The organism is Paenibacillus sp. FSL P2-0136 (genome assembly GCF_037975325.1).
Classification (GTDB): Bacteria; Bacillota; Bacilli; order Paenibacillales; family Paenibacillaceae; genus Paenibacillus_AQ; species Paenibacillus_AQ silagei.
Genome location: NZ_CP150244.1, coordinates 7,501,594 through 7,524,227, shown reverse-complemented (window position 1 = coordinate 7,524,227; position 22,634 = coordinate 7,501,594). Strand labels below are relative to the sequence as shown.

Sequence of the window (22,634 nt, the reverse complement as noted above, 5' to 3'; positions counted from 1 at the left end):
GGTCTAACCCTCCTGTCTGCGCACAATCGCGCTCTGTGTGGTACGAATGTCGCCTACCCGGTCACCCACCAGCGAGAATTCAGCTTCCACGTCCAGCCCTTGCAGTGTGGCCGACATCCAGTCCTGGAATGCGATCTGACCCTTTTCCCACTTGTGATCCTCATGCCGGAAGCCCTCCAGCTGATAGTAAGGATTGAAATCCGCATTCGGCGTAGTCACAATCAGCTGCCCGAAATCAACATGGCGGATGATCTGCCGGATCAGCGCAGCCGCTTCCGTCTCACTCATATGCTCCACAACCTCAGTCAGTATGATATCCACCTGCTCTCCGTTGTACAGCTCCAGGAAATGTTCCAGCGAGCGGAAGGTGACGATGTTATCGAGCTCCTTGGCCTTTGCCTTCCGGTTCACGACCTCCAGCAGCTCCTCGTTGATGTCCACCGCATAATAAGCGCCGTCAATCTTCCCGGCATACGGAATGGCGTAGAAGCCTTCCCCACAGCCGATATCCAGAATGGGCTTATCGAACGGAAGCATACCTGAGATGAACGTCCGCCGCTGCATCGCCGTACTGCCATATTCCAGACCGATCGGGTACAGATTTGTTTGCTCGATTGCCGTCTTGTACCGCTTGAACTGCTCGCGGGTCTTCAGGAGATTCCGGGCGAACAGGCTGCGGATATAGAATGGGGCATCCATCACGTTCAGACTGCGGATATATTTGTCCAGAATCCGGTCCGAGATATCGATATATTCATCCCCGAAGATCGATAAGAATAAGGTCAGCACACTGACCACATGCAGGAGGTGGTATAAGCTTTTATGCGTAGTAATGGTCAGGGAATAGCTCTTATGCGCCTGTTGCTCCAGGGTGAACGTATAGTCCTTCAGATGCTGCTCGAAGAACCGGATGTAATGCAACCGCTGGGCATGAATCATCTGGATGGTAAAAGAGTGCTCAAACCCCTCCGCATCCCGATCATCCCGTGCCTTGAACGGGGTAGAGAAGAACTCATTCACCGCATTCAGCGGGAATAACGGGGTGTTATAGCGGGAGACATTGAGGTACTCGAAGCTCTCGCCATCGTTCTTTTTATAGGAGACCTCATTGTCAGCGTCCTTAAAATACACATTATAGGTGGCCTCATCCGAATACCAGCCGTATGCGATACCCTGGCGGACCGGGCGAAGCTGCATGCCGCTCTGCGGATTCTTGCGAATGATGAAGCTCAGCTGCGGGTTCGTTGATCTCAGTTGTATAATAGCCATGATTGTCTTCCTCCTAACTTAAAGCTTAACTAATGATTTTATGTTTTGGGATTAACCGTGACTCCAGAGAAGTTTTGGACTTCCGGCCGCTGTTATGGTTGGATTTCCTGATTTAGACCGCCAATGGCGGTAGAAATCCGCAGACAGCTGATGCTTCCGAAGTGAGCTTTCCTGCTGAAAGCTTTCAGGCGGACGCTAACGCTACTACAGTTCCAAAATTTCCCTCCGCCACTTTTCCCTTAACTTAAATTATTTATTTCAATCTATATAGTTTAAATTCAACCCCCATACTTCCTGCAAGGCCTCCCGGAACAGAGCGTCAAGCTCCCGGTCCCGATTATCCGTCTTAGCACTCAGGTATGCCGCCGCTGTCTTCTCCAGCTCTTGCAGCTGCTCCTCCAGATACTCGTTAATCACACTCAGCCGCGGCTCCAGGTCTAGCTCCTCACCCGACTTTTTCCGGGCCAGCAAATGCTGCACGACCTGCCATAGCTCCCTATCCTGCGGGATCAACCGTTCTACCAGCACATCGAATGCCATCGGCGGCATCTCACCGTACCGGTGAATCCACTCACAGGCCAGCACCGGGCGCAGCACGTAGAAATACTTTTTGATCTTGACCTGCTCCCCTTGCAGGTAATCCCGGTAGTTCCCTCTGGCCATATTCAGGTAATGGTACATACAGGATTTCGGCGAAAAGGTATACGGTGAGATCCCTCTAAGCTGCTCCGCCACACTGAACTCCTCAGCATATTGGATCGGGGATTGCAGCCACTCCAGCAGCGGCGGGTTGGATTTGTGGAACAGCTTGAGCGCTTTGCGCAGATCCCAGCCGCTTAGATCCAGCATATTGTTAATAGGACGCTCGATGACATCTCGTGCATCCCATATGGATAAATACCACTCCGGCCGATGCACATAGATGAACCGCACATCGTAATCACTGTCCTGTGAGGGAAATCCCCACGCCCGGCTGCCTGACTCACAGGCATAGAGGATCGTCACTTGCTCCTCTTGTTCAATCTGCTTCAATTGCTCATGGATGAGCGTATTGATAGGATTCATGCCATCCCTCCGTTCCAAGTCGGTTTCGCTGGCCTTATCTTCCCTCATTTTGCCAAGGAGGAACAGGGTGAAAGTATGGCGGCAGACAAAAATCTTCCATTTCATGCAACTCTGGTGCTTAATAGAGGTATTAACTATTACAACTCATGAATGCGCTACAGGCTGGAGGTATACATATGGCCAAGGAAAGCTTCGATAAAGAAATCCAGTTTCTCCGTATGCTGTCACTAGCCGGGGGAGCTTACAGCAGGCAGCAATTCGCCGAGCGGCTCGGCATTTCCGTACATACCTATGACAAAACGCTGCGCAATCTCAAGGAAATGGTGACCGTCCTGCAGCAGGATCTGACTACAGAACAAGGCACCGAGCTGTCCGAATGGCTCCGCTATAATTACTATGAATCTGCCGATCCGCTGCTCCTGTTCCTGTTCCGGGCGAAGTCACTGAAGGAGACAGAGAGCATCCGGCTGACGTTGCTGTTAACCGCACTTCAGAGTGAGGAACTGACGGCCAAGGAACTGCATGACGGCTGTTGTGACCAGATGCCCGCCGATTCAACGCTGCCGGACGAGAAGACCATCCGGGGAGACCTGAAATACCTGGAGGAGGTCGGCGTGATTGTAAGAGTGAATGAGAAGCGTCCCTACCGGTACAAGGCAGCCAACGAACTGCTGGACCAGCTTACGGATGACGAGCTGCTCGACCTGTTCGATTATGTAGATGTTATTGCCAATACGCAGATTCCGTCTGTCCAGGGTTACCTCCTGCGCGACACCTTGAAGAAGGCACTGCGGATAAGGGACATTCTCCCCGAAGCCACGGAGACCCACCGGTACAAATACCATTACCATTCACGGATTCTGGATGAGGCTCATCTCTATACGATCTTCGGGGCGATTCAGCAGCGCCGGAGAATCAAATTCCTCTATCTGTCGCCCAAAAAAGGCATGAACTACACCTCCCAGAACACCAATCCCCTCTTCGAGCGGGAATCGGCAGGGATTACAGACAGTCTGCTTCCGCTGCGTGTCGTCTACGATCATCAGTATGGGCGCTGGTATCTGATCGGCTATCACAGCCGGACCGGGATTAAGAAATTACGGATGGACGGCCTGACCCAGGTTGAGGAGGGCGAGCCTGTAGAAGAAGAGGAGTTTGCGCAGAGACTTCAGCAATTGGAGGCTCAGCTGGAGTATAGCTGGGTGACGGATACCAACCGTGCGGTGAAGGTCGCCGTCAGATTCTATAACCCCAGCCGGTCCGGCGCCAACTTCATCCGGGAGCGGGTCGAGGCGCAGGGGCAGTGGGGAACCATTACGGTGGAGTCCGATACGACCTTCCTGTACGAGATTACAGTGAACGAGATCTTTGAGATCAAGCCGTGGCTGCGGAGCTTCGGCTCCAGCTGCGAGATTCTGGAGCCCCGCTGGCTGCGCAAGCAGTTCATGGAGGAATGGAAGGAGATTAAGAGCTACTATGAATCCCTTTGAGAAAATATTCAACTTCCAGATCATCTCCCGCCTGGAAGAGGCCGGCTCCCTGGCGCTAACCTCACAGGAGCGTTCCTGGCTGAAGACTATGCTGGGGCATCCGGCGGCGGCTGAAGCTTTTTCAACAGAAACCTTACGTAAACTGAACTCCCTGCTGGAGCTTGAAGCTTCTATTGAAGTAGGAGAGATCATCATCGAGAAGGCCCGCAGCAAGGAGCGCCAGGTCTATCATCCGCTGCTCCGCCCCCTGCGCCGCATCATCATGCAGAATCAGGGAATTCAGCTCACGTATGCGATCAAGCATGGCGGGGAACGGACCGACCCGTCCGGCTTCCCCCACAAGCTGGAGTACAATATGTATAAGCGGGAGTGGTACTTACAGTGGTATAGCACCCGGCAGCGCTCACTCATGTCCACGAAGCTGCGGAACATTGTGTCTGCCAATCCCACTCCCATCCCCGCCCACCGTATAGAAGGCCTCAAGGCCCGGATATCACGTCTTCTAGACGGTCTGAGAGAATCCGCCTGTATTCAGGTCATCCCTGTCTACAATGCCGAGCTGTCGCGGATCTTGTCCACGTTCTCCTGCTTCGATAAGTCCGTGGCCTTCGATGAAGCCACCGGGATCTACCGCATCACCGTCCACTACATGAGAGACGACAGCGAGTTCCTGCTCTCCCGCATCCGCTTCCTGGGCCTGCGCGTGAAGATCACTGAGGGCGAGCAGCTGAAGCAGCGTATGCTGAAGTCAGCGGAGATGTCGGTTGGGCGGTATGGGGAGGGATAGCCAGGTCTCTTACTCCATTAGCACTTCGATCATCGTCATGGCCCCGGCCTTGAACCCTGACACAAATGCAGCCGTCATATCCATTCCCTGCACTTGTGAATATAGCTCCAATAAAGACTCCAGCTCCTCGAACTCGCTCGCAGACAGCTTCTGCTTCCAAGCTTCGAGAGATTCGGTAATCTGACTGTTAAGCGGACGATAATTGGGGTCCTTGGAGATTATATCTTCATTAGGAAATAGACTTCCATGATATAGCGATTCGAGAATATTGGGCATTGGGGCATCCTTCATAAGCTACATTATAGATTTATGATATAAATCAGCGTAGCATAATTACAGAGGCAACTTGGTACGTATACGCGTATCTATCTTAAATTTTTTTTGCTCAGGAGTGAAATTGCAGTGGGGAAGAGTATTGTAGTGAATATATCTGAATTGACTGCTAAGCATAAAATTTCGATGCGGGAGTTGTCCCGAATATCCAGGGTCCGGCACGCCGCATTAAGTGAACTGGCAAATGGGAAGCGGGAAAGCATTAATTTCAGTCATATCGTTAGAATTGCAGAGGCTCTAGATATTCAAGACATACGGGAGATTATTGATTTGGTTGATACTACGGAAAAAGAATTATAATTAGAGTAAAGATACTCTAGGTTTCTTTTTGAGCATTCAAGGAGGGGGCTGTGGAGGCTCAAGCGATTCTTTTCAGATTTAAAAGAGGACCAGACGCATCTAGTCCCCTTAAGTGAGCGCCGAAGCTGCACACCGCTATTAGTGTAATATTCTCATAGCCAATACTATCATTTTTTTCTAATATGTACATATGTAATTTTACAGTTCACTAATTGAAAATACAAAGCAGGGTCGGCTTTGCCGCCCTTTTAGAATTTGGTTTTTCGCATACATATTGGTCCATTCGCTTCGCGACAACACATTGTGTTCGGTTTTTCGCATACATCCTGCGTTCAAGCACTTATCCCAAAAGACAAAAATCGTTATGTCCTAAACAAAAGGAAAGCGAACTGAAGTCGCTCTCCTTTGCAATGTCACGATCTATAATCTCATATATAAGCCTAAAATCCCCTACTCCACCACCAAATAATACAAATTAGCAGTACTATCCTTCGAAATCGTATGCGTACCTGCCGCAAGGGAGACGGTGGCCACACCGTTCGTTATGGGATAGCTTGTCCCATCGACTTTGATTTTGGTCCCCTCTGAATTGAACACCAGTGTTAGCGTTGAGGCCTTGGCTGCGGTGAACTGGACGCTGGTGGCGCTCTCGATCTTCAGGCATTGCGTTAAGGTCAGGCCGTTATAGACTACCGTTCCTTTGCTGGTGGAGAGATTGCCCTGAATGGTGAAAAAGCTGCTCGATGTTCCTGACGCTGTAAAATTGTGAATCGCTGCTCCTGGGGCTGGTGTTGACGTTGGCGCTGCTGTCGGCGCGGGAGTTGTTGTCGGCACCGGAGTCGCTGTTGGCACTGGAGTCGCTGTCGGCACAGGAGTCGCTGTCGGCACAGGAGTTACCGTTGGCACAGGCGTTGCTGCCGGAGTCGGCGATGGGCCTCCCGGGTTAGCGTTGCCTCCCACAGATACCAGCCCCGAGGTGTAGCTTCGAATGGCTGACATTAATGGTGCGTTGAGGGCATAGGCGGTGTCATCTACAGCGTTATTGAAGCTCCAGCTAAAGTCACCGCCGCCCTGGCGTCCTGCTCCCGCTGTAACTTTCTGCTCTACTGCGCTTACGTTATCGACAGCTGCTGCGCTAACACCTGTATCGACTAACGTATCGAAGTTGTTATATGCTGTTCCACCGACAAGTGCTTTGTACGAGCCGGGAACGGCTTCGCTTCTGGATGAGGCGAGATATGCATCCGATGAAGTCGCATTCGCCGGTGCCGTTCCTGCACCGGAGTTCGCATAGATCAGACTTGCCGCCCCAACCACACTATTATTGAAGGCTTTGATCATCCCGCCGTTCTCCCCGGAGAACGTGCCTTCGCCCAGAGCATCTGTGCCTTGCAGGGAGCTTAGCATCGGGTTCTTGGTATTCCTGAACACATTTCCTTCCACGAAGGCCGAAGCGCCGGTAGTTACACCCACACCATATTTTGACACGCCGTCATAGAAGTTATTATACACATGGACCGAGGCTACTCTGATCCGCGGGTGACGCGAGTCGGAATGATCGAACCAGTTGTGGTGGAAGGTGACGAAGAACTCTGCGGATTCGCTAAGTCCGACCAGAGCTGCTTTGCCGGAATCGAAGTAGTGGTTGTACGAAATGGTGATATAGGTGGAGCCTTTCTTGAGGTCCGTGGAGCCATCGCCCTTGGCTTGGTCCGCATCGCTGCCCGCTGATCCGTAGAAAATATCATTATTATGCACCCATACATTCGCGTTGCCTGTATCCATGGAAATGCCATCATCCGGGAAGAGCATCAGGCCGAGATTCCTAACCTCTACATTCCCTGCATATCTGAGCAGCAGCCCCCAGCCATAGGCATACGCATCTGTGCCGATCCCTTCAATTGTCAGATTCATTGCGGTATAATTGCTTTTCCCCTTCACCTCCAGATAACCGCCGCTATTGAGCTGTCCGCTCAGATCAGCAGCCGTCACTTTGCCGATAAGCCGGATTGCGAGCGGGGTGGTGTCATAGCCTTTTTGCCGGAGCGAGAGAATGCCGCCAAGACCTACCCCCGTCTGCACCGTACCCGAGCTGCTGACTACGGGAAGCGTTACAGTCTGTGCATTTTGAGAGGTGACATACAGCACCTGCGCCCCGCTCTTCAGCGTTCCATTGTCAGTATAAGCGCCGGAGCCTGTACCATATGGAGATTGGGCTGCAAAAGCAAACCCGGACCGGTCATACGGCGCGGCGGCCAGCGTACCTGTCACTGCACTTGCCGTTCCCCCGCCTGACAGCACGGCTTCCACCTTCATAACATAGCTTCCGGCCGCAAGGCCTACGGCATCTGCTCTCCAGTAAGAGCCATACTTGCGGATCAGCTCATTATGAAGCTGCTGATACTGGGAATCTGCAGCGCTTGCCGCTTTGACGAATACCTTATAGCCGGATGCATTACTGACAGGTGACCACTCCACGTAGGCAGCTTCATTTCCGCCTCCACTGCCTGTTACCGTAAGTCCTGCAGCGTGTACCACCGCCGTTCCCCACCCGCTGAATAACAGAGTGAGTCCAAGAGAAAACAACAATACTATACTGGTTACCTTCGCAACGATTCTATTCATTGATTTGCCTCCCGATTTAAATTTGTTGCAGAATACATTTGTAACCGCTTGCAATAACCTGTGGAATTTCGGTGTCTGCCCTCCTCTTGTACCGGGTGATCCGAACCCTTGAAGTAGACGGAAATGAACCTGTCGGATACCCCGAGCATAGCAGAAGCCGAATTAGTGCTGAAACAATCATTTGCTCATATCACCTCTAATTATGCACTATTATGAGAAAATGATTATTTTGCAGCGAAATGATAACTGCATACAAAAAGACACCCGCCCGGGGTGCCTTGAACTGACGCTTCTTATCGATGACACAAAGGTCACTGAAACTTCGTATTGACGCGGATCTGGCCGCTTTTACTTTTGACCGCAGCCTTCTCCGGCTCTGGGTTCAAGCTCTGGCCGATGTCGGTAGCGTTCTTCTTGAAGGTCTCGGTCACCGTCTGAATAACTTCCCCTACATTGTGCGCAGATTCAAAGATCGGATCGATGGTCTTGATCTTCCCTTTCACATCCCGGGTGACCTGATTCGCCGTGTGAATGAGCTGAGTCGCTTCTCCCGTCAATCCATGTATGGCATTTCTCACCTCGCCCAGCGTCTTATTGGTCTCCCCGAGCGTGGTCATTCCCTTGCGCAGTGTAAGAATCAAGAACACCGCCAGAGCAATAAAAGCGGCCGCAGCAAAAGCAACACTAAGCTGAATTAACATATGCAACGCCTCCTGTAGTTCCACTCTATGTCCAAGATACAGACAACATTCCAACAGTTGCGGCTACAGCCCGCTTTTACCACCTTTGAAGGAAGATAATTTGTCAATCAGTTTGTCTTTATAGATTAATCCGAAGATAAAGGCCAGAACAGAGATCGCGGAGATGACGATAGTGGGTCCATAATTCTTATCGTAGATATTAGCCCCAATGCTTACGGAGGCCAGCAGCCACGGAAATCTGGCGATGAGCAGGATCGTAAAGAATCTTAAGGGCTTCATCGTCGTCAATCCCGCTGCATAGATGAACATATCCTTGGGAAGTCCGGGAATAATGAAGATAATGAACAGGAAAATCGAGAATTTGTTATTATCCATCATCCCTCGCATCCACTTGAACTTGTCCCTCTGAAGCAAGCTATCAATGAAAGACCCGCCCAGGAATCTGGTGAAGTAGAAGGCGATCATCGCCCCCAGCAGCATTCCCCCAGTCACGAAGACCACCCCTAGAGTTGTCCCATAGATGTATCCCCCGGCAATTTGAACGACCTCCCCCGGTATCGGGGCGATTACCGTCTGGAGAATCTGGAAGAGCACCAGCATAACCGGGCCTAATTTCCCCGTAGAGAGGATATAATCACGGAAGCCGTCCAGCGACATCGTCAGCCGCAGAAGCTCCGGCAGGTATCTGATGAATACTATAATTGTCACAAGGCCTACGCAAGCGAGGAGAACCTTGCTGACCCGCTTTTTGTGTAATAACCAATCCATTTACGAATCCCTCTCTTCACTGGCTTATAATATCTCCAGCTTAGGTGAATATTCTTAAGATCCGGGCATGAACTTCCTTAAGAATTCTTAAGTAGCCTGGCCGCCTGTGGTTTAAGAGCTATCTACAATCTATAATGGAAGCACAGTGAGAGCTCAGGAAGGGAGGGGGATGGATGATGAATCCTGCGAAGACCATACTTATAGCCGACGACAACCACGAGATCCGTGAGATTGTCCGGGTGCTGCTGGAGAGTGAGCAATACCATGTCGTTGAGGCTGTTGACGGGGAAGATGCCGTGAATAAAGTAGACGATACCATTGACCTGATCATTCTGGACATGATGATGCCCCGGAAGTCGGGAATTAAGGCCTGCGTGGAGATACGTGAGATGACCAGCGCGCCTATCCTATTTCTTACAGCTAAGACTCAAGATTCTGATAAAACCTTGGCCTTCTCGGCCGGAAGTGACGACTACCTGTCCAAGCCCTTCTCCTACACCGAATTGGTGTCCCGGGTGAAGGCCTTGCTTAGGCGGTATTATGTATACAAAGGCAAGGAGGATACCTCTGCCCCCTCAGATGTGATTACCTTCAACGGGCTAAGCGTGAATACTACCGTCAACGAGGTAAGAATGAATGAGAAGGAGCTGACCCTAACCGAAATTGAGTACAAGCTGCTGGCGCTGATGGCCGGCAACCGCAATAAGATTTTCTCGGCACAGAATCTGTATGAGAGTGTATGGGGCGAGCCTTATTTCTACAGCTGTAACAATACGGTGATGGTTCATATCCGCAATCTGCGGATGAAGCTGGAGAAGGACCCGCAGAATCCCAAGTTCATCAAAACCGTCTGGGGAAAGGGGTACCGGATTGAATAACAAGCTGCGGTGGAGCAGGCTGAAACTCAAATTAATCCTATGCCTGATCGGTTCGTTCCTGGCTTCAGCGGCACTGTTCTTGCTGCTGCAGTCCACAGGCGAAGATCTGCTGGAGCATTACCGGACCAGAAGCTCGTTCATTAACAAGCAAGAAGAGCAAGCCCTTCCGGCACTTGAGGAATATATCTCCGGGCAGCATCTGTCGCTTAAGGATGACGCAAAAATAGCTGAATGGGTCAGGAAAACCAAATACGTAAATCTCTATCTCTATAAGGACAACCAATTTCTCTACTCTACAGACGGGTACACCATCAAGACCGAGAATACGAGGTTTCTGCCCGACCCTAACATTTTCAGCAAATCCCAATATTCCACGGTTACCTTTGCGGATACGACTGCTCAGGTCTATATGGAGTATTTTTTTGAATACAAGTATTACAACCTCATTACGATTCTGGGTGTGATTCTGTCGTTCTTATTCTTCATTGTCCTGGTCCTGTTCTTCATCAACAAGAAGACCTCTTATATTGGCGTGCTGGAGAAAGAGATTAAGATTCTGGAGGGCGGGAATCTGGACTATCCGATTACGCTGAAGGGGAAGGATGAGCTATCGTCTCTGGCCCAGAGCATCAATGAGATGAGGAAATCGTTCATCGAGCGCCTGGAGAGCGAGGAGCAGGCCAGAGTCGCCAACAGCGAGCTGGTCACCGCCATGTCCCACGATTTGCGTACACCGCTCACCGCATTGGTCGGCTACCTGGACATCATCGAATACAAGAAATATCAGGATCAGGCCGCGTTAGCGAAATACATTCACAGCAGCAGGGAAAAAGCCTATCAGATCAAGCATCTGTCCGACAAGCTATTCGAGTACTTCACCGTGTATAACACAGAGGAGAATGATCTGGAGTTCGAGTCCTACGATGGGATTCAGCTCATGGATCAGTTAATCGATGAGCAGTCGATGTTGCTGGAGAATCACGGCTTCCGGGTAGCATGGGAGCCCTCCCCTGTCCCTTTCCGCGTGGAGCTTCACCTGATCTCCTTCAGGCGGGTATTCGACAACCTTTTCTCCAACATTACGAAGTATGCCGATACGTCTGCGGCCGTAACGATTGCGTATAGAATCGAAGACCGCTGGCTGTTGATAGATATCACGAATGTTATAAAAAAGGAGGCCCATGAGGTGCATAGCACCGGAATCGGCCTCAAGACCTGCCACAAAATCATCAGCCAGCATAAGGGCGAAATCACATTCACAAGCAATGGCGGCAGGTATTCCGTTCACATCCGCTTGCCGGTAAATAACACGCTCACTTAATTTAGGGAGGATCATCATGCAAAAATTTACTACCGACCGCTTAATCATCAGAAACTTCCGGGAGACAGATGCACCAGGGATGCTGGAATATTTGGCGAATCCGCGGGTGAACTGTTTCCTGAGCGAACGCCTCTCCACGTTAGACGAAGCCATCGCCACCGCCAGCGAACGGAGTCAGGATGACTCCCATCTGGCCGTCATCCTGAAGGAGACCGGGGCCCTCATTGGCGATCTGTTCTGCATGAAAGAAGAGCCGGATACCTACAGCGTGGGCTGGCATTTCAATCCGGCCTACGAAGGCGTCGGCTATGCCAGCGAAAGCGCCCGCGCGCTGCTGCGCTATCTTTTCCTGGAGCAGGAAGCCAGACGCATCTACGCCTACGTCGAGGACGACAACTCCAGATCGCAGAAGCTCTGCGAGAAGCTGGGTATGCGCAGAGAAGGCTGCTTCATGGAATTCATCTCCTTCACCAAGAACGAAGACGGAACCCCGAAGTACGAGAATACCCAGCAATTTGCGATTTTGAAGCGGGAGTGGCTGGATCAGGGGAATGTGTAACCACGACAAGCCAAGGCGACGGGCCATCCTGTTCCTTGGCTGTTTTTAAATGGAGGCGGCTACCGGCTATCGTGATATTGATTTTTTTATCTTCTCCGGTATGGGGATATGCTTTATGGATTCTAACGGATGATACAGCAACATCCAGGGTCCCGAGAAACGCATAACCCCCTTTATTTTTTGGCGGTAGACGGGTGTATAACAATGAATCGGACACTTCGCACAAGCGGGTTTCTCTTCACCGAATTTGCAAGAGGAGAGTCTTTTCATAACATACTCATTTAAGTGCCGGCATTCCTCACAGAACTCTTGTTCATGATGTTTTTTCTTGCAATAGATACGAATCATCTTTGAAGCAATTATTTTTTCTTTGCGGATCTTAGGGCCATCGTGCTCATCATCCATTTGGACACCTTACCTTTATTGTTCCTCAGAATATTTTGTCAAAATATAAGAGATCATTTCTAATGGATGCACGCCTTTGGCAATGTCTACAACAAATTCAACTGCAAACTCCCGTTGCATCTTTAGATGGTACCCGTTCAGAACCAAAAAAGATTTCGTGACCAGATAGGCTGTTCGTTTATTGCCATTATGAAAGCAATGGTTTTTGACGAGCGATTCCAGCAATGCGGCTGTCTTATCAAATATAGAGGGATAAGCATCCTCTCCAAAAATACTTTGTTGCGGTCTATGTACCGCAGATTCCAGCAGGCCGTGATCCTTCACTCCTGCTTGATCTGCGTCATTCATTCTTTTCATCATGAAATGGTGTGCTGTAATAACCTCTTCTCTGCTAAGAAAGATAGTCATATCAACGATCCCTTAGATCTTCAAGAATGCCCAGATCCTCTTCAAACACATCGAAGAACGCCTCCAAGACCTCAGGCCGAACCTGTTCAGGCAACAGAGTTGCCCGGCTTTTTCTCAACACCACTTCTCCACGTTCATTTTCAATAAACTCGATTTCATCTCCCTGCGAGATATTCATTTTATCCGCAAGAGCTTTTGGCAAGCTCACGCCCAAACTATTCCCCATTCGCCCAATCTTTCGGGAATAACGTATCACCTTCGATTTATCCTTCGTCACTTTGACCACACCATTCATTTTATTTCTTCCTTCCTCTTATAGTATGATCTTTGCGCTTCAAGTTATAACTTATAACAGTAATAAAAGTTATAATATATGTACATTTTATCAGAAGGATATAAAAAAGACCATCTTCTCAGATGGTCTGACATCGAACTTTATATGAAGCCGTGGTGGAAATGCAGGGACTGTATCAAAAGGCTAAAGAGTTATGCCCTTACTCATCCTCATATGCCTGACGCAGTGCCGCAAGGTCAAATTTCTTCATCTGCAGAAAAGCCTTCGTCACACGCGCCAGCCGCTTCGACGTGCCTTTCGCTTGCCTCTCGTCCATCCCGGCCGGTACGATCTGCCACGACACACCATATTTATCCTGAATCCAGCCATACCGCTTGCTGAATGAATATTGGCCGAGCGGCATCAGGGCGGTGCCGCCCTCAGATAACCTGTCCGATTGCGGATGATGACCTGCCTTTTTTCAACCGGCCCGTTCATCTTCAGTTCCCCATTGGCAGTTCCATTCCCTTTTTCCAGATCAGAATCGGATCATTCGGTGAACCGTAGTAGATGGACGTGATCTCCACATCTTTACCATGATTCTTATAATAGGACCTTAGACTCTTCGGATTCACGTACATCTGGCCGCTGACTGGACTGGATTTATTATCTTTATTTAAAAGTATAATAGGATGAACAGGGGTCATATAGTAGCTCCCATCATCCTTAACGGAATCCTTCGCATAAGCGAGGCTATATCCGCCCCTGATTTGATAACTGAAAACAATCTCTCCGTTTGATCTGATTCTTACATCAGAAATATTAATATGATCAGATGGCACCGGTTGGATATACCAGCGGAATAGACCGAAGTAGCCAGCAATCAGTATTCCGCATCCCAAAGCAGCCACCATCAAACCTTTTATAAAAGCGATCCAACGGGTATGACTCCACACTTTTTTAATGTTTTGCAGCCCTTTTCCCTCAAGGGCATGTACTTCCATCTCTTGAACGGTCAAGCTTAGGCTGGATTGCAATTGCTCCATAGCAGAACGGCAGTCTGCGCAGTCCGCAAGATGTTCTTCCACCAGTTGCTTGGTGCTTTCACTGCAAATGTCGTCATAATACAAGGGGAGGAGATCTTGAATAACATCACATGAGATTCGGGTCATCCCTTATCCTCCTTCAACAAGTTCTGTATCCTTAACCGGGCCCGGTGATAGGTCACTCTTGCCCAGCTTTCCGTTCGGCCAAAAATTTGACTAATGTGATCAAAGGACAATTCTCCAAACAACCTGAGCATAAAAACCTCCTTATACGGTTCGCTTAAACCGTGCAGGACCTTATGAATACGCAGAGATTCCGTCTGATCCAGAAGTTTTTGCTCCATATTCACGCCTTCTTCTTGTTCCTGTACAGCCATCCGTACGAACCTACGCTGCGCATCCATATGAGAAAAATAAGTGTTTTTCGCAATCTGACACAGCCAAACGCTCATTTTGCACTCCCCCCTGAACTGGTCAATCCGCTTCAGCGCTTTGAAAAAAGTCTCCTGGGTAATTTCCTCGGCAATCTGCTCATCTCTACTTAACGACAGCACAAACAGGTATACCTCACGGAAGTATTGATTGTAGACTCCTTCTAATTGATCTAATCCATCCAAGAGTTCACCACCTTATATCCATAAGACTAACTAAACTTAGAAACGTTACAATAAATTTAGTTTTACTTGTACAAACAAAGAAAAACACCCCTTAAGGTGTCTTTACAGATGCTCTGTATGGGGCTAAGGGGAGTCGAAATTCAAAGAGGGCTGCCCCTTTAATCAAATCCACAATTATCCGCCATATGTTCCACACATACAATTACTCCAACGCAACGTACCACGAGTCCGCAACGTTCCAGCCTCTTACGTGGTCCGGGCACGCCGGTCAGCAAGCGCCATCGCAGCGACATATCCGGAGCTCCAGGCCCATTGCAGGTTATAGCCGCCGCAATCGCCGTCCACATCCATCACCTCACCGGCTAAATAGAGCCCGGGCACCAGCTTAGATTCGAGCGTTCCTTCGATCAGCTCCGTCGTATCGATGCCACCGGCTGTGGTTTGGGCATTCGTGAAGCTGTTGGTATCGGTGATTTTAAATTCCCAACGCTTCAATAGTTTATAGAATATTTTCTTGGTTTTCCAGGTTAGATCCTGACACAGCAGATGCAGCTGTTGATCAATTCCAGCCTCCTTCAGCAGCACGGGAATCAGTTTCTTGCTGACGATGCCCACGAAGGAATCGGCAACTGTCCGATGTCCGAAGATCCCCCAGTGGATCTCCAGGAAATCAATTAACTCTTCCTCCGTGCGTTCCGGCATCAAATCCACCGACAGGGTCACGGATTCTCCTATGCCGAGATTATACGCGGCCTTTCTGCTTAGCTGAAGTATGGGCGGGCCCGAGATGCCATAGTCCGTAAAAAGAATCTCGCCAGACTCCGTGCGGATGACTTCATTCTTTACGATAACATGGGCCTCTCCCTCAAATTTGATGCCCGACAGCTCCTTCAAATACGGGTAATCCAGCTTCAATTGTACAATGCCTGGCACCGGGTGGATCATGGTGTGTCCCAGACGCTGGACAAGCGTATAACCGGAGCCGTCTGTTCCGGTTTTGGGAGCGGTAAGGCCTCCGGTACATAGAAAAAGATAGTTGCTGGTATACACAACCTGTTCCTCTGTATCCGTCTGGCAGGTTATCGCGAACCGCGGATGTCCCGCCGATACGGCCACATCGAGCACTTTATGTTTATAATAGACGGGAACATTCCGGTCCTCCAGCGCCAGCTTAAACACCCCCGGCACCGAAGCCGCCTGCAGCGACATCGGATACATCCGGCCGTTCTCTAAGCTCATAAAAGGAAGCCCGAGCGAGGAGAAAAAATCGATTGTCTGGCGGACACCGAATTGCCGCAGTACATGTATTGGGAAGCCTGCCTGATTGCTGTGATACTTGACGGATAAAGCGGCCGCTTCATCCGTACCTGTGGCGGTGGATTGGTTCGTAATGTTGCAACGCCCGTTACCCGTTGTTATTATTTTCTTCCCGAGCCGGTCGTTGCTTTCAATGATGGCTGTATCAATACCTTGATCCCTCGCTGTAACTGCAGCCATTAGACCTGCAGCACCCCCACCGATAATGAACAGCTCGTGGTGCCTAGAAGTCTGATCCTTATACATGTTAATTGATGCATCCCTTTTCCTAATAAATTTATTGAATGGACTTAGCTATCGCCATAGCGGCCACATATCCGGAACTCCAGGCCCATTGCAGGTTATATCCGCCGAAGTCTCCGTCCACATCCATCACTTCGCCGGCTAAATACAGCCCGGGCACCAGCTTAGATTCCAGCGTTCCCCGGGTGAGTTCCGACGTATCAATGCCGCCGGCTGTCACCTGCGCATTCGTAAAGCCATTGGTATCCGTCACTTTAAATTCCCAACGCTTCAAGAGCCGATAAAAGTTCTCTTTAGTTTTGGGCGGAAGATTCTGGCAAAGAAGCTGTGGCTGTTGATCTAAGCCCGTCTCCTTAAGCAGGACCGTAACAAGCTTCTTGTTGAAGATACCCACGAGGGAATCCGCCACGGTCCGGTGCCCAAAGGTCTCCCAGAGCGTTTCTAAAAAATCAATTAACTCTTCCTCTGTGCGGCCCGGCGTCAGATCCACCGATAATTTCACCTGTTCTCCTCTTGCCAGATGATACGCAGCCTTCCTGCTTAGCTGGAGAATGGGCGGACCGGTAATACCATAGTCTGTGAAGGCCATCTCACCCTGTTCACTGCCGATGACTTTACCCTTTACAATGATATGAGCTTGTCCCTGAGATTTGATACTGGACAGTGCCCTCATATTCGGATATTGCAGCTTCAACTGCACGATGGCCGGAAAAGGCTCAATCAGGGTGTGCCCCAGACGTTCGGCAAGGGTATAACCCGGAGGTTCTTTGCCTGCATTCGGACCGGTATTGCCACCCGTAGACAGAAGCAGATAGTCGCTAGTATACACAACCTCTTCCTCTGTCTCGGTTAGGCATTTTATCGTGAAGCGAGGATGATCTGCCGAAGCAGTAACATCCACCACTTTATTCTTAAGGTATACGGGAACATTCCGATCCTCTAGCGCCAGCTGGAAAATATCAAGTACCGCCGCTGCCTGCAGCGACATCGGATACATCAAGCCCCCCTTGAGTCTTGTAAGCGGAAGCCCAAGAAAGGAGAAAAAATCAATCGTCTGGCCGACGCCATATTGCTGCACTACCGCAAGCGGAAATTCGGGTTGATTACTGTGATACTTGCGCGATAAAGCGGCTGCTTCATCCGTATCTGTCACAGTGGATTCATTCGTAATGTTGCAGCGGCCATCGCCGGTCATTAAGATCTTCTTGCCAATCCGGTCGTTACTCTCCAGAATGGCAGTATCGATCCCCATATCACTCGCAGTAACAGCGGCCATTAGTCCGGCAGCACCTGCGCCGATAATAAAGAGCTTGTGGTGCATAGAAGTCTGATTCTCATACATGGTTGGTCAATGCATCCTTTATCCAATTTTCTCTAAGCACAAAAACACTTTATTAAATTATAGCATAAGTGTACTGGTTGTCATTGATCTCCTTATGATCATAGCCGTTTACACAAGTGGAAACGGCTTTGCCGTCCTGTTAAAGGACTACCGTTTCAGCGGGAAATAGAAGGATAATGTATAGCGTGAAACATATACATTCTTATATTTTGCCCAAAAATACAAAACAGCGATTCCCTACTAACAGGAGAATCGCTGCTTTGCCGTGTTCTAACGTATAACGATGAAAGGTTGGCTATACTTACTTAGCTTCCAGCATCCGCAGCAGAACCGTAACCGTCTCTGCCCGCGTTGCGGCATCCTTCGGGAAGAAGCTGTTGTTGCCTTTGCCTTGCATCAGTCCTAACTTCTTCATCTCGGCCGCTGCTCCAACCGCCCAGGCGGGGATGTCGCGGTCATCCGTGAATCCTGCTGAGCGGGCAACAGGAGCGAGATGCAATGCTCTCGCCAGCATAACGGCCATTTCCGCTCTGGTCATAGGCGCATCCGGGCGGAAGTTGCTGTTGTTATCGCCCTGAATAATTCCCAGGGCTGCTGCCTGCGCAACGGCTGTCTTGGCCCACGAACCAATACGGTCACTGTCCTTGAAGGACAACGCTGCTTCTATGTTCTGAAGCTTCAGCGCCTTCGCCAGCATGACCGTGAATTCAGCACGGGTCACGTTACGGTTCGGCTGGAACGAGCCGTTCGGATAGCCTGTAATGATGCCCTGCTTAACAGCTTCCCGGATACTAGCTTCGGCCCAATGTCCGGCAATATCGGTGAGGGATGGACCGGGCACCGGAGTTGCCGGTGCAGGTGTGCCCTCGTCCGGCTTATTCGGTGTTCCAACAATAACCGGCGGTACTACTGGTACTGACGGAGTCACTGGCGCTTCGCCTCCGGGATCGCCGCCGTTTCCGCCGCCCGAACGCTCATTGACCGATACGTTAATTCTTCCCGTAATGGACGGATACGCGCTCAAGAATGCCGTAATCGTCACTTCTCCAGGTGTGGATGGTGCCGTAAAGACCGTGCTGAACCGGCCGTTTGCGTCCGTTACGGCATGAGCTGGCTCCAGGATGCCCGAGGATGCCGCGAGTTCGACCTCCAGGCCGGAGGCCGGAAGATTGTCACTACCTGAGACGATTCCTGTAATGGATACGTCATCTCCGGTATTCACGGCAGACGGTGCCGCCTGAAGTTCAATAAGAACAGGGACCGGTACCGCCTTGTTTACCGAAACGGTTACCGTATTGGTCACGGAAGGATTGCCAGTCAGAACAGCCGTAATGACCACATCTCCGGCTGCGGACGGTGCCGTATAGACCGTGCTGAACCGGCCGTTCTCATCCGTTACAGCAAGGGCAGGTTCGAAGCTGCCGGATGCTGCCATGAGACTGACCGCAGCGCCCGCTAACGGAAGCTCTTCACCGTCATAGACGGTTCCCGTAACGGACACTTTGCCTCCAGCGGATACGGAGGACGGCGAGGCCTCAAGTTCAATCCGGGCTGTTGTAGGCACAGCCTCTTTTTCTACAGACACGGTGATTGCCCCTGTCACGGATGGGCTTGCCGGCAGAACGGCTGAGATGGATACCTCTCCGGGAACGGACGGTGCGGTAAAGACCGTACTGAACCGGCCGTACACATCTGTAGTTACTTTTGCAGCCTCCAGGCTTCCATCGGCAGCTGTAAGTTCAACCTCAACACCGGGAACCGGAAGATTACCACCCTCATAGACGGCCCCCGTAACGGATACTTTGCCTCCAGGCACCACCGAAGATGGCGCTGCCGCAAGCTCAACCCGGGCGGGAACGCGGGCTTCAGTCTCTGGTCCGAACACTTTGAATTCCCAGAGCGAATATCCGTATTTGCTCGCTCTCTGAGTTCCATACATCCGGACGTATCTGGCATTCACCGGATCGATAGAGATCTCGTCGATATCCCCGTCCCCACTGGACGTACTGTATACCGTCTTCCAGTCCTCCATTGTATCGGAGACTTCAATCCGGTATTCCTTCCCATACGAACTTTCCCAGTGCAGCATGACCTTAGCAATCGGCTGAATGGAGCCAAGATCGACATAAATCCACTGCGGATCGGCATAGTTGGACCCCCAGCGGGTCGTCAATGAGCCGTCTACCGCATTCCCCACTGATACATCAGCCGCTTTGGACGAGCTTGCAATCGCAGTCTGGCCTTCCGCAAGGTTGGGGACAACCGCTTCATACACGTTAAACTCAGCAAGCGAGTAACCGTCTCCGGTCCCCTGCTGAACGCCCAGCATCCGGACGAACCTTGCGCTGGTCTTACCGAAGGCAATGTCATCGATGCCGCCATCCCCCATGGAGGTCGCATAAACGTCCTTCCAGGTGGCCGCATCATCGGATACTTGAATTTTATAGCTTCTGCCGTAAGCCTTCTCCCAATGCAGTCTAACCTTATTGATCTTATATTGATCCTGCAGATCCACATAAATCCATTCATCGTCTGATGCATTCGAACTCCAACTGGAGGTTCTGTACAGATCCGTAGCACCCGACGCAAATTGCTTGCCCACGCTGGACGAAGCAACCGTACCTTTACTGTAAGCCAGATCATACCCTCTATCGTCGATAGAAGCTCCCTCGCTCAGCGTCGTACTCCTGCCGGTAAATGTATCTTTACCGAGTCTGTACGTGGTTGTAGTCTGATCCCCGTTCCGGTTCAGCGTTACATTGACTGTAATCCCCGGTGTTTCAGGATTTGCCACCGAGATGCGGACAGGGTCTGCGGATTCATCGACGATCACCATCGACGGTTTATCTACGGTTACGCTGAGGCCTTCTCTTAGCGTCACTGTACCCGTCTGATAGAACAGCAATTCGGCAATGCCCAGCGAACGGTGCCGGACCGCCTGCACTGATGGCGTATTCGCGAGAATACTTATCGGGCTTGCTTCCGCGTAGCTGCCAACCTCTTCAGGGCTTTTACCTGGCAATACGATATACTGATAGGAGGCATTGACCGGCTTCACGCCATGATCGAGCCACATCGAGAACACCGGCTTAGTGATTGGCTCCGTCGAGCTGCCAGTGACCACATCGCTCCATTTCCCGGTCTTTGTCTCCAGCTTCACCTGGAAATTCGTCTTATCCGGGAACACATACCCGGTACTATCGTTATAGGCCCAGCGTCCGTTCATCTGCGATGTTCCGTCTGCCACTTTGCCGTCTACCAGCACATCGCCTACAGCAAGACTCTGATTCAGCGTGGTATGGACTGGAGCAGCATTCGTTGAAGTGATGCCTGCGCCCAGCGCGACCATTTCATCGTCGAAGAAAAAGTAGCCCTTTTTCCCGCTGGTACTCAGCTTATTGAAATCAAATGCAGTGGCTCCGTAACGCTCATTGGTCACGCCGCCTACAAACGTTTTGGGGTTGTTGAAATCCTTCTCCTTCGTGAGTACATAAGGCGCCGTCGTCCCCGGAACATGAGCCCAATCCATCAGCGGGTATACGGTTCTGTACTCATCCCCGGTTCTCTGGATCGCAGTGGCACCTTGCGGAGTCCAATAGAGCAGATTATATCCGCTTGGATTAATGGTTCTCCATTCGCCGCCTTTGACCGTGCTGGAGGACATTTTGACGGTAATTCCGTAATCCTTCCGCATATGAGAGGAGACCAGGGTCTGCCACTGCGTCATATTGTTCGCGTCCAGTCCATTGCCCGAGACTGTGCCAATCCCCCGGATATTATTCAGGAAGAGCGCGAACTCATCCGCCCGCTTCGGGTTAGCCGCCTGCATCCACTCCAGCGGATCTTCATAGAAGGTCAACGCAGAGCTCTCATAATCCGGCCACTCCGCTCCATTCATCCCCATCCCCAGATCGGCAACATCGCCTCTCACCAGATATCTGGTTCCATCCAGCACATAGGAGGACAAAGAGTCAATGGCCGCCTGGCTGTAGGCGAAGCTTGTGCCCGAGACCACATACGCCCAGAAGGACATATCTCTGGCGAAGCTTCTGCCGTAGCCCGTGGTATAATTCGTCTTCCCATGCATGAAAAAGGACATGTCGGACTGAATTCCCGTCAGCGTCACCGTCACAGCCGAGAGCACGTTAAACGCCTCTACGGCGCTACGGACATTCTGGGCATCCTCAAGCAATAAGCCACGGATCATATAATTCTGGTTGTACCAGGAGGAGTTCGCCCCATCGATCGTATTCGGACTGCTGTCTAATGTGCCGACAATATTAGCAGCCTGCTCCGCAGTCAGATAGCCTTCACACAGCAGCGCGATTTTGCTAAGCCGCAGCTGCTTGCCGATGCCGGTCTCCCACCAGTTGGTGGAGGTCGGCTTGACCGCGAACCAGTGATCCAGCGCTTTCTGAATACCAGCTAACATGGCTTCATCATGATAGTAAGGCCCCTTCGGGTCTGCGAATGCCTGAGCCATGGATTGCATCCGGTCCAGCGCAAGGTAAGGCGACCAGGCTCTGCCGTTGGCGCTGGAGGTGGTATTGGCATAATCTACATCGCTCCAGCTTCCATTCGCTTTTTGACTCGATAAGTAGGTTCCGGCCTGTGATTTAAAAGTCCATTCCACCCGGCCGTTAGTTCCGTCGTTAATAATATCTTTGGAGATATAGAACTCAACCACCCGCTGCTTCATCAGCCTCATTTCCGCCAGCTCCTGCGACGAGCTATCCGCCGCCGATACAGGATATTGGTACCCAAGGGTCGAGATCATCAAACCAACCATCACGAGACATATCCATCTCTTGATCCTGCTTTGCACGTTACCAGTCATGTACACGCTCCTTTGTCTATCTAGCAGATTTTTGTTAGCGCTTTCTATA

20 protein-coding genes and 1 pseudogene are annotated in these 22,634 nt (G+C 50.7%); 6 read left to right on the top strand and 15 right to left on the bottom strand.

Annotated elements, in window-relative coordinates; genetic code table 11:
* Positions 1-3: 3 nt before the first annotated feature.
* Together NYE26_RS32400 and NYE26_RS32395 are read right to left on the bottom strand one after the other, a co-directional pair.
* Positions 4-1,269, bottom strand: coding sequence for a class I SAM-dependent methyltransferase (locus NYE26_RS32400; protein ID WP_339252864.1), 1,266 nt, complete (start codon positions 1,267-1,269; stop codon positions 4-6).
* Between the two features lie 258 nt (positions 1,270-1,527).
* Positions 1,528-2,334, bottom strand: coding sequence for a nucleotidyltransferase domain-containing protein (locus NYE26_RS32395; RefSeq protein ID WP_339252862.1), 807 nt, complete (start codon positions 2,332-2,334; stop codon positions 1,528-1,530).
* Positions 2,335-2,510: 176 nt separating this feature from the next.
* Between NYE26_RS32395 and NYE26_RS32390 the strand changes: the two genes are divergently transcribed.
* Together NYE26_RS32390 and NYE26_RS32385 are read left to right on the top strand one after the other, a co-directional pair.
* A complete protein-coding gene (locus NYE26_RS32390) occupies positions 2,511-3,824 on the top strand; it encodes a WYL domain-containing protein (RefSeq protein WP_339252860.1) in 1,314 nt (437 codons plus the stop codon).
* Positions 3,811-4,611: a WYL domain-containing protein gene (locus tag NYE26_RS32385; protein WP_339252858.1), complete on the top strand. Its 801-nt coding sequence runs from the start codon at positions 3,811-3,813 to the stop codon at positions 4,609-4,611. The genes NYE26_RS32390 and NYE26_RS32385 overlap by 14 nt, the downstream gene beginning before the upstream one ends.
* A 9-nt stretch (positions 4,612-4,620) precedes the next feature.
* On the opposite strand, the gene NYE26_RS32380 is transcribed toward NYE26_RS32385, so the two are convergent.
* The gene (locus NYE26_RS32380; protein ID WP_209878594.1) at positions 4,621-4,887 is read right to left on the bottom strand and encodes a DUF6809 family protein; all 267 of its coding nucleotides are present in this window, start codon (positions 4,885-4,887) and stop codon (positions 4,621-4,623) included.
* Between the two features lie 126 nt (positions 4,888-5,013).
* On the opposite strand from NYE26_RS32380, the gene NYE26_RS32375 reads away from it, so the two are divergent.
* The gene (locus NYE26_RS32375) at positions 5,014-5,244 is read left to right on the top strand and encodes a helix-turn-helix transcriptional regulator (protein ID WP_339252856.1); all 231 of its coding nucleotides are present in this window, start codon (positions 5,014-5,016) and stop codon (positions 5,242-5,244) included.
* A 450-nt stretch (positions 5,245-5,694) separates the two neighbouring features.
* Here NYE26_RS32375 and NYE26_RS32370 read toward each other — a convergent pair whose 3' ends face one another.
* From NYE26_RS32370 to NYE26_RS32360, 3 genes are all read right to left on the bottom strand, one after another.
* Positions 5,695-7,869: a pectate lyase gene (locus tag NYE26_RS32370; RefSeq protein WP_339252854.1), complete on the bottom strand. Its 2,175-nt coding sequence runs from the start codon at positions 7,867-7,869 to the stop codon at positions 5,695-5,697.
* A gap of 311 nt (positions 7,870-8,180) precedes the next feature.
* Positions 8,181-8,570 carry a DUF948 domain-containing protein gene (locus tag NYE26_RS32365; RefSeq protein WP_051478088.1) on the bottom strand — a complete coding sequence of 130 codons (390 nt, stop codon included), beginning with the start codon at positions 8,568-8,570 and terminating at the stop codon, positions 8,181-8,183.
* Positions 8,571-8,633: 63 nt separating this feature from the next.
* Positions 8,634-9,338: a VTT domain-containing protein gene (locus NYE26_RS32360; RefSeq protein ID WP_339252851.1), complete on the bottom strand. Its 705-nt coding sequence runs from the start codon at positions 9,336-9,338 to the stop codon at positions 8,634-8,636.
* Between the two features lie 173 nt (positions 9,339-9,511).
* On the opposite strand from NYE26_RS32360, the gene NYE26_RS32355 reads away from it, so the two are divergent.
* From NYE26_RS32355 to NYE26_RS32345, 3 genes are read left to right on the top strand one after another with little or no spacing between them, the layout of a single operon-like run.
* Positions 9,512-10,216: a response regulator transcription factor gene (locus NYE26_RS32355; protein WP_281068278.1), complete on the top strand. Its 705-nt coding sequence runs from the start codon at positions 9,512-9,514 to the stop codon at positions 10,214-10,216.
* Positions 10,209-11,537: a HAMP domain-containing sensor histidine kinase gene (locus NYE26_RS32350; RefSeq protein WP_339252847.1), complete on the top strand. Its 1,329-nt coding sequence runs from the start codon at positions 10,209-10,211 to the stop codon at positions 11,535-11,537. The genes NYE26_RS32355 and NYE26_RS32350 overlap by 8 nt, the downstream gene beginning before the upstream one ends.
* Before the next feature lie 16 nt (positions 11,538-11,553).
* Positions 11,554-12,096: a GNAT family N-acetyltransferase gene (locus NYE26_RS32345; protein ID WP_339252845.1), complete on the top strand. Its 543-nt coding sequence runs from the start codon at positions 11,554-11,556 to the stop codon at positions 12,094-12,096.
* A gap of 66 nt (positions 12,097-12,162) precedes the next feature.
* Here the strand turns inward: NYE26_RS32345 and NYE26_RS32340 are convergent, their stop codons facing one another.
* The 9 genes and pseudogenes from NYE26_RS32340 to NYE26_RS32300 all read right to left on the bottom strand — a co-directional run bounded on the left by NYE26_RS32340 (position 12,163) and on the right by NYE26_RS32300 (position 22,585).
* Positions 12,163-12,501, bottom strand: coding sequence for a nitrous oxide-stimulated promoter family protein (locus NYE26_RS32340; protein WP_339252843.1), 339 nt, complete (start codon positions 12,499-12,501; stop codon positions 12,163-12,165).
* 15 nt (positions 12,502-12,516) lie between these two features.
* Complete coding sequence (locus NYE26_RS32335; protein WP_339252841.1) at positions 12,517-12,909, bottom strand: type II toxin-antitoxin system death-on-curing family toxin; 393 nt, start codon at positions 12,907-12,909, stop codon at positions 12,517-12,519.
* 1 nt (position 12,910) lies between these two features.
* On the bottom strand, positions 12,911-13,204 hold the full coding sequence (locus NYE26_RS32330) for an AbrB/MazE/SpoVT family DNA-binding domain-containing protein (RefSeq protein WP_339252839.1): 294 nt from the start codon (positions 13,202-13,204) through the stop codon (positions 12,911-12,913).
* A 199-nt stretch (positions 13,205-13,403) separates the two neighbouring features.
* A pseudogene (locus tag NYE26_RS32325) lies at positions 13,404-13,622 on the bottom strand (VOC family protein); the annotation flags it as partial.
* Between the two features lie 61 nt (positions 13,623-13,683).
* Positions 13,684-14,355, bottom strand: coding sequence for a zf-HC2 domain-containing protein (locus NYE26_RS32320; RefSeq protein ID WP_339252837.1), 672 nt, complete (start codon positions 14,353-14,355; stop codon positions 13,684-13,686).
* Positions 14,352-14,846 (bottom strand): RNA polymerase sigma factor, encoded by a 495-nt coding sequence (locus NYE26_RS32315; RefSeq protein WP_339252835.1) that lies wholly within the window; start codon positions 14,844-14,846, stop codon positions 14,352-14,354. The genes NYE26_RS32320 and NYE26_RS32315 overlap by 4 nt, the downstream gene beginning before the upstream one ends.
* A 246-nt stretch (positions 14,847-15,092) precedes the next feature.
* Entirely contained in the window at positions 15,093-16,409 is a 1,317-nt protein-coding gene (locus NYE26_RS32310) for an NAD(P)/FAD-dependent oxidoreductase (protein WP_339252833.1), read from the bottom strand.
* 31 nt (positions 16,410-16,440) lie between these two features.
* Positions 16,441-17,748, bottom strand: a complete 1,308-nt coding sequence (locus NYE26_RS32305; protein ID WP_339252831.1) for an aminoacetone oxidase family FAD-binding enzyme — start codon at positions 17,746-17,748, stop codon at positions 16,441-16,443.
* 301 nt (positions 17,749-18,049) lie between these two features.
* Positions 18,050-22,585 (bottom strand): polysaccharide lyase family 8 super-sandwich domain-containing protein, encoded by a 4,536-nt coding sequence (locus NYE26_RS32300; protein ID WP_339252829.1) that lies wholly within the window; start codon positions 22,583-22,585, stop codon positions 18,050-18,052.
* Between the last annotated feature and the right edge of the window lie 49 nt (positions 22,586-22,634).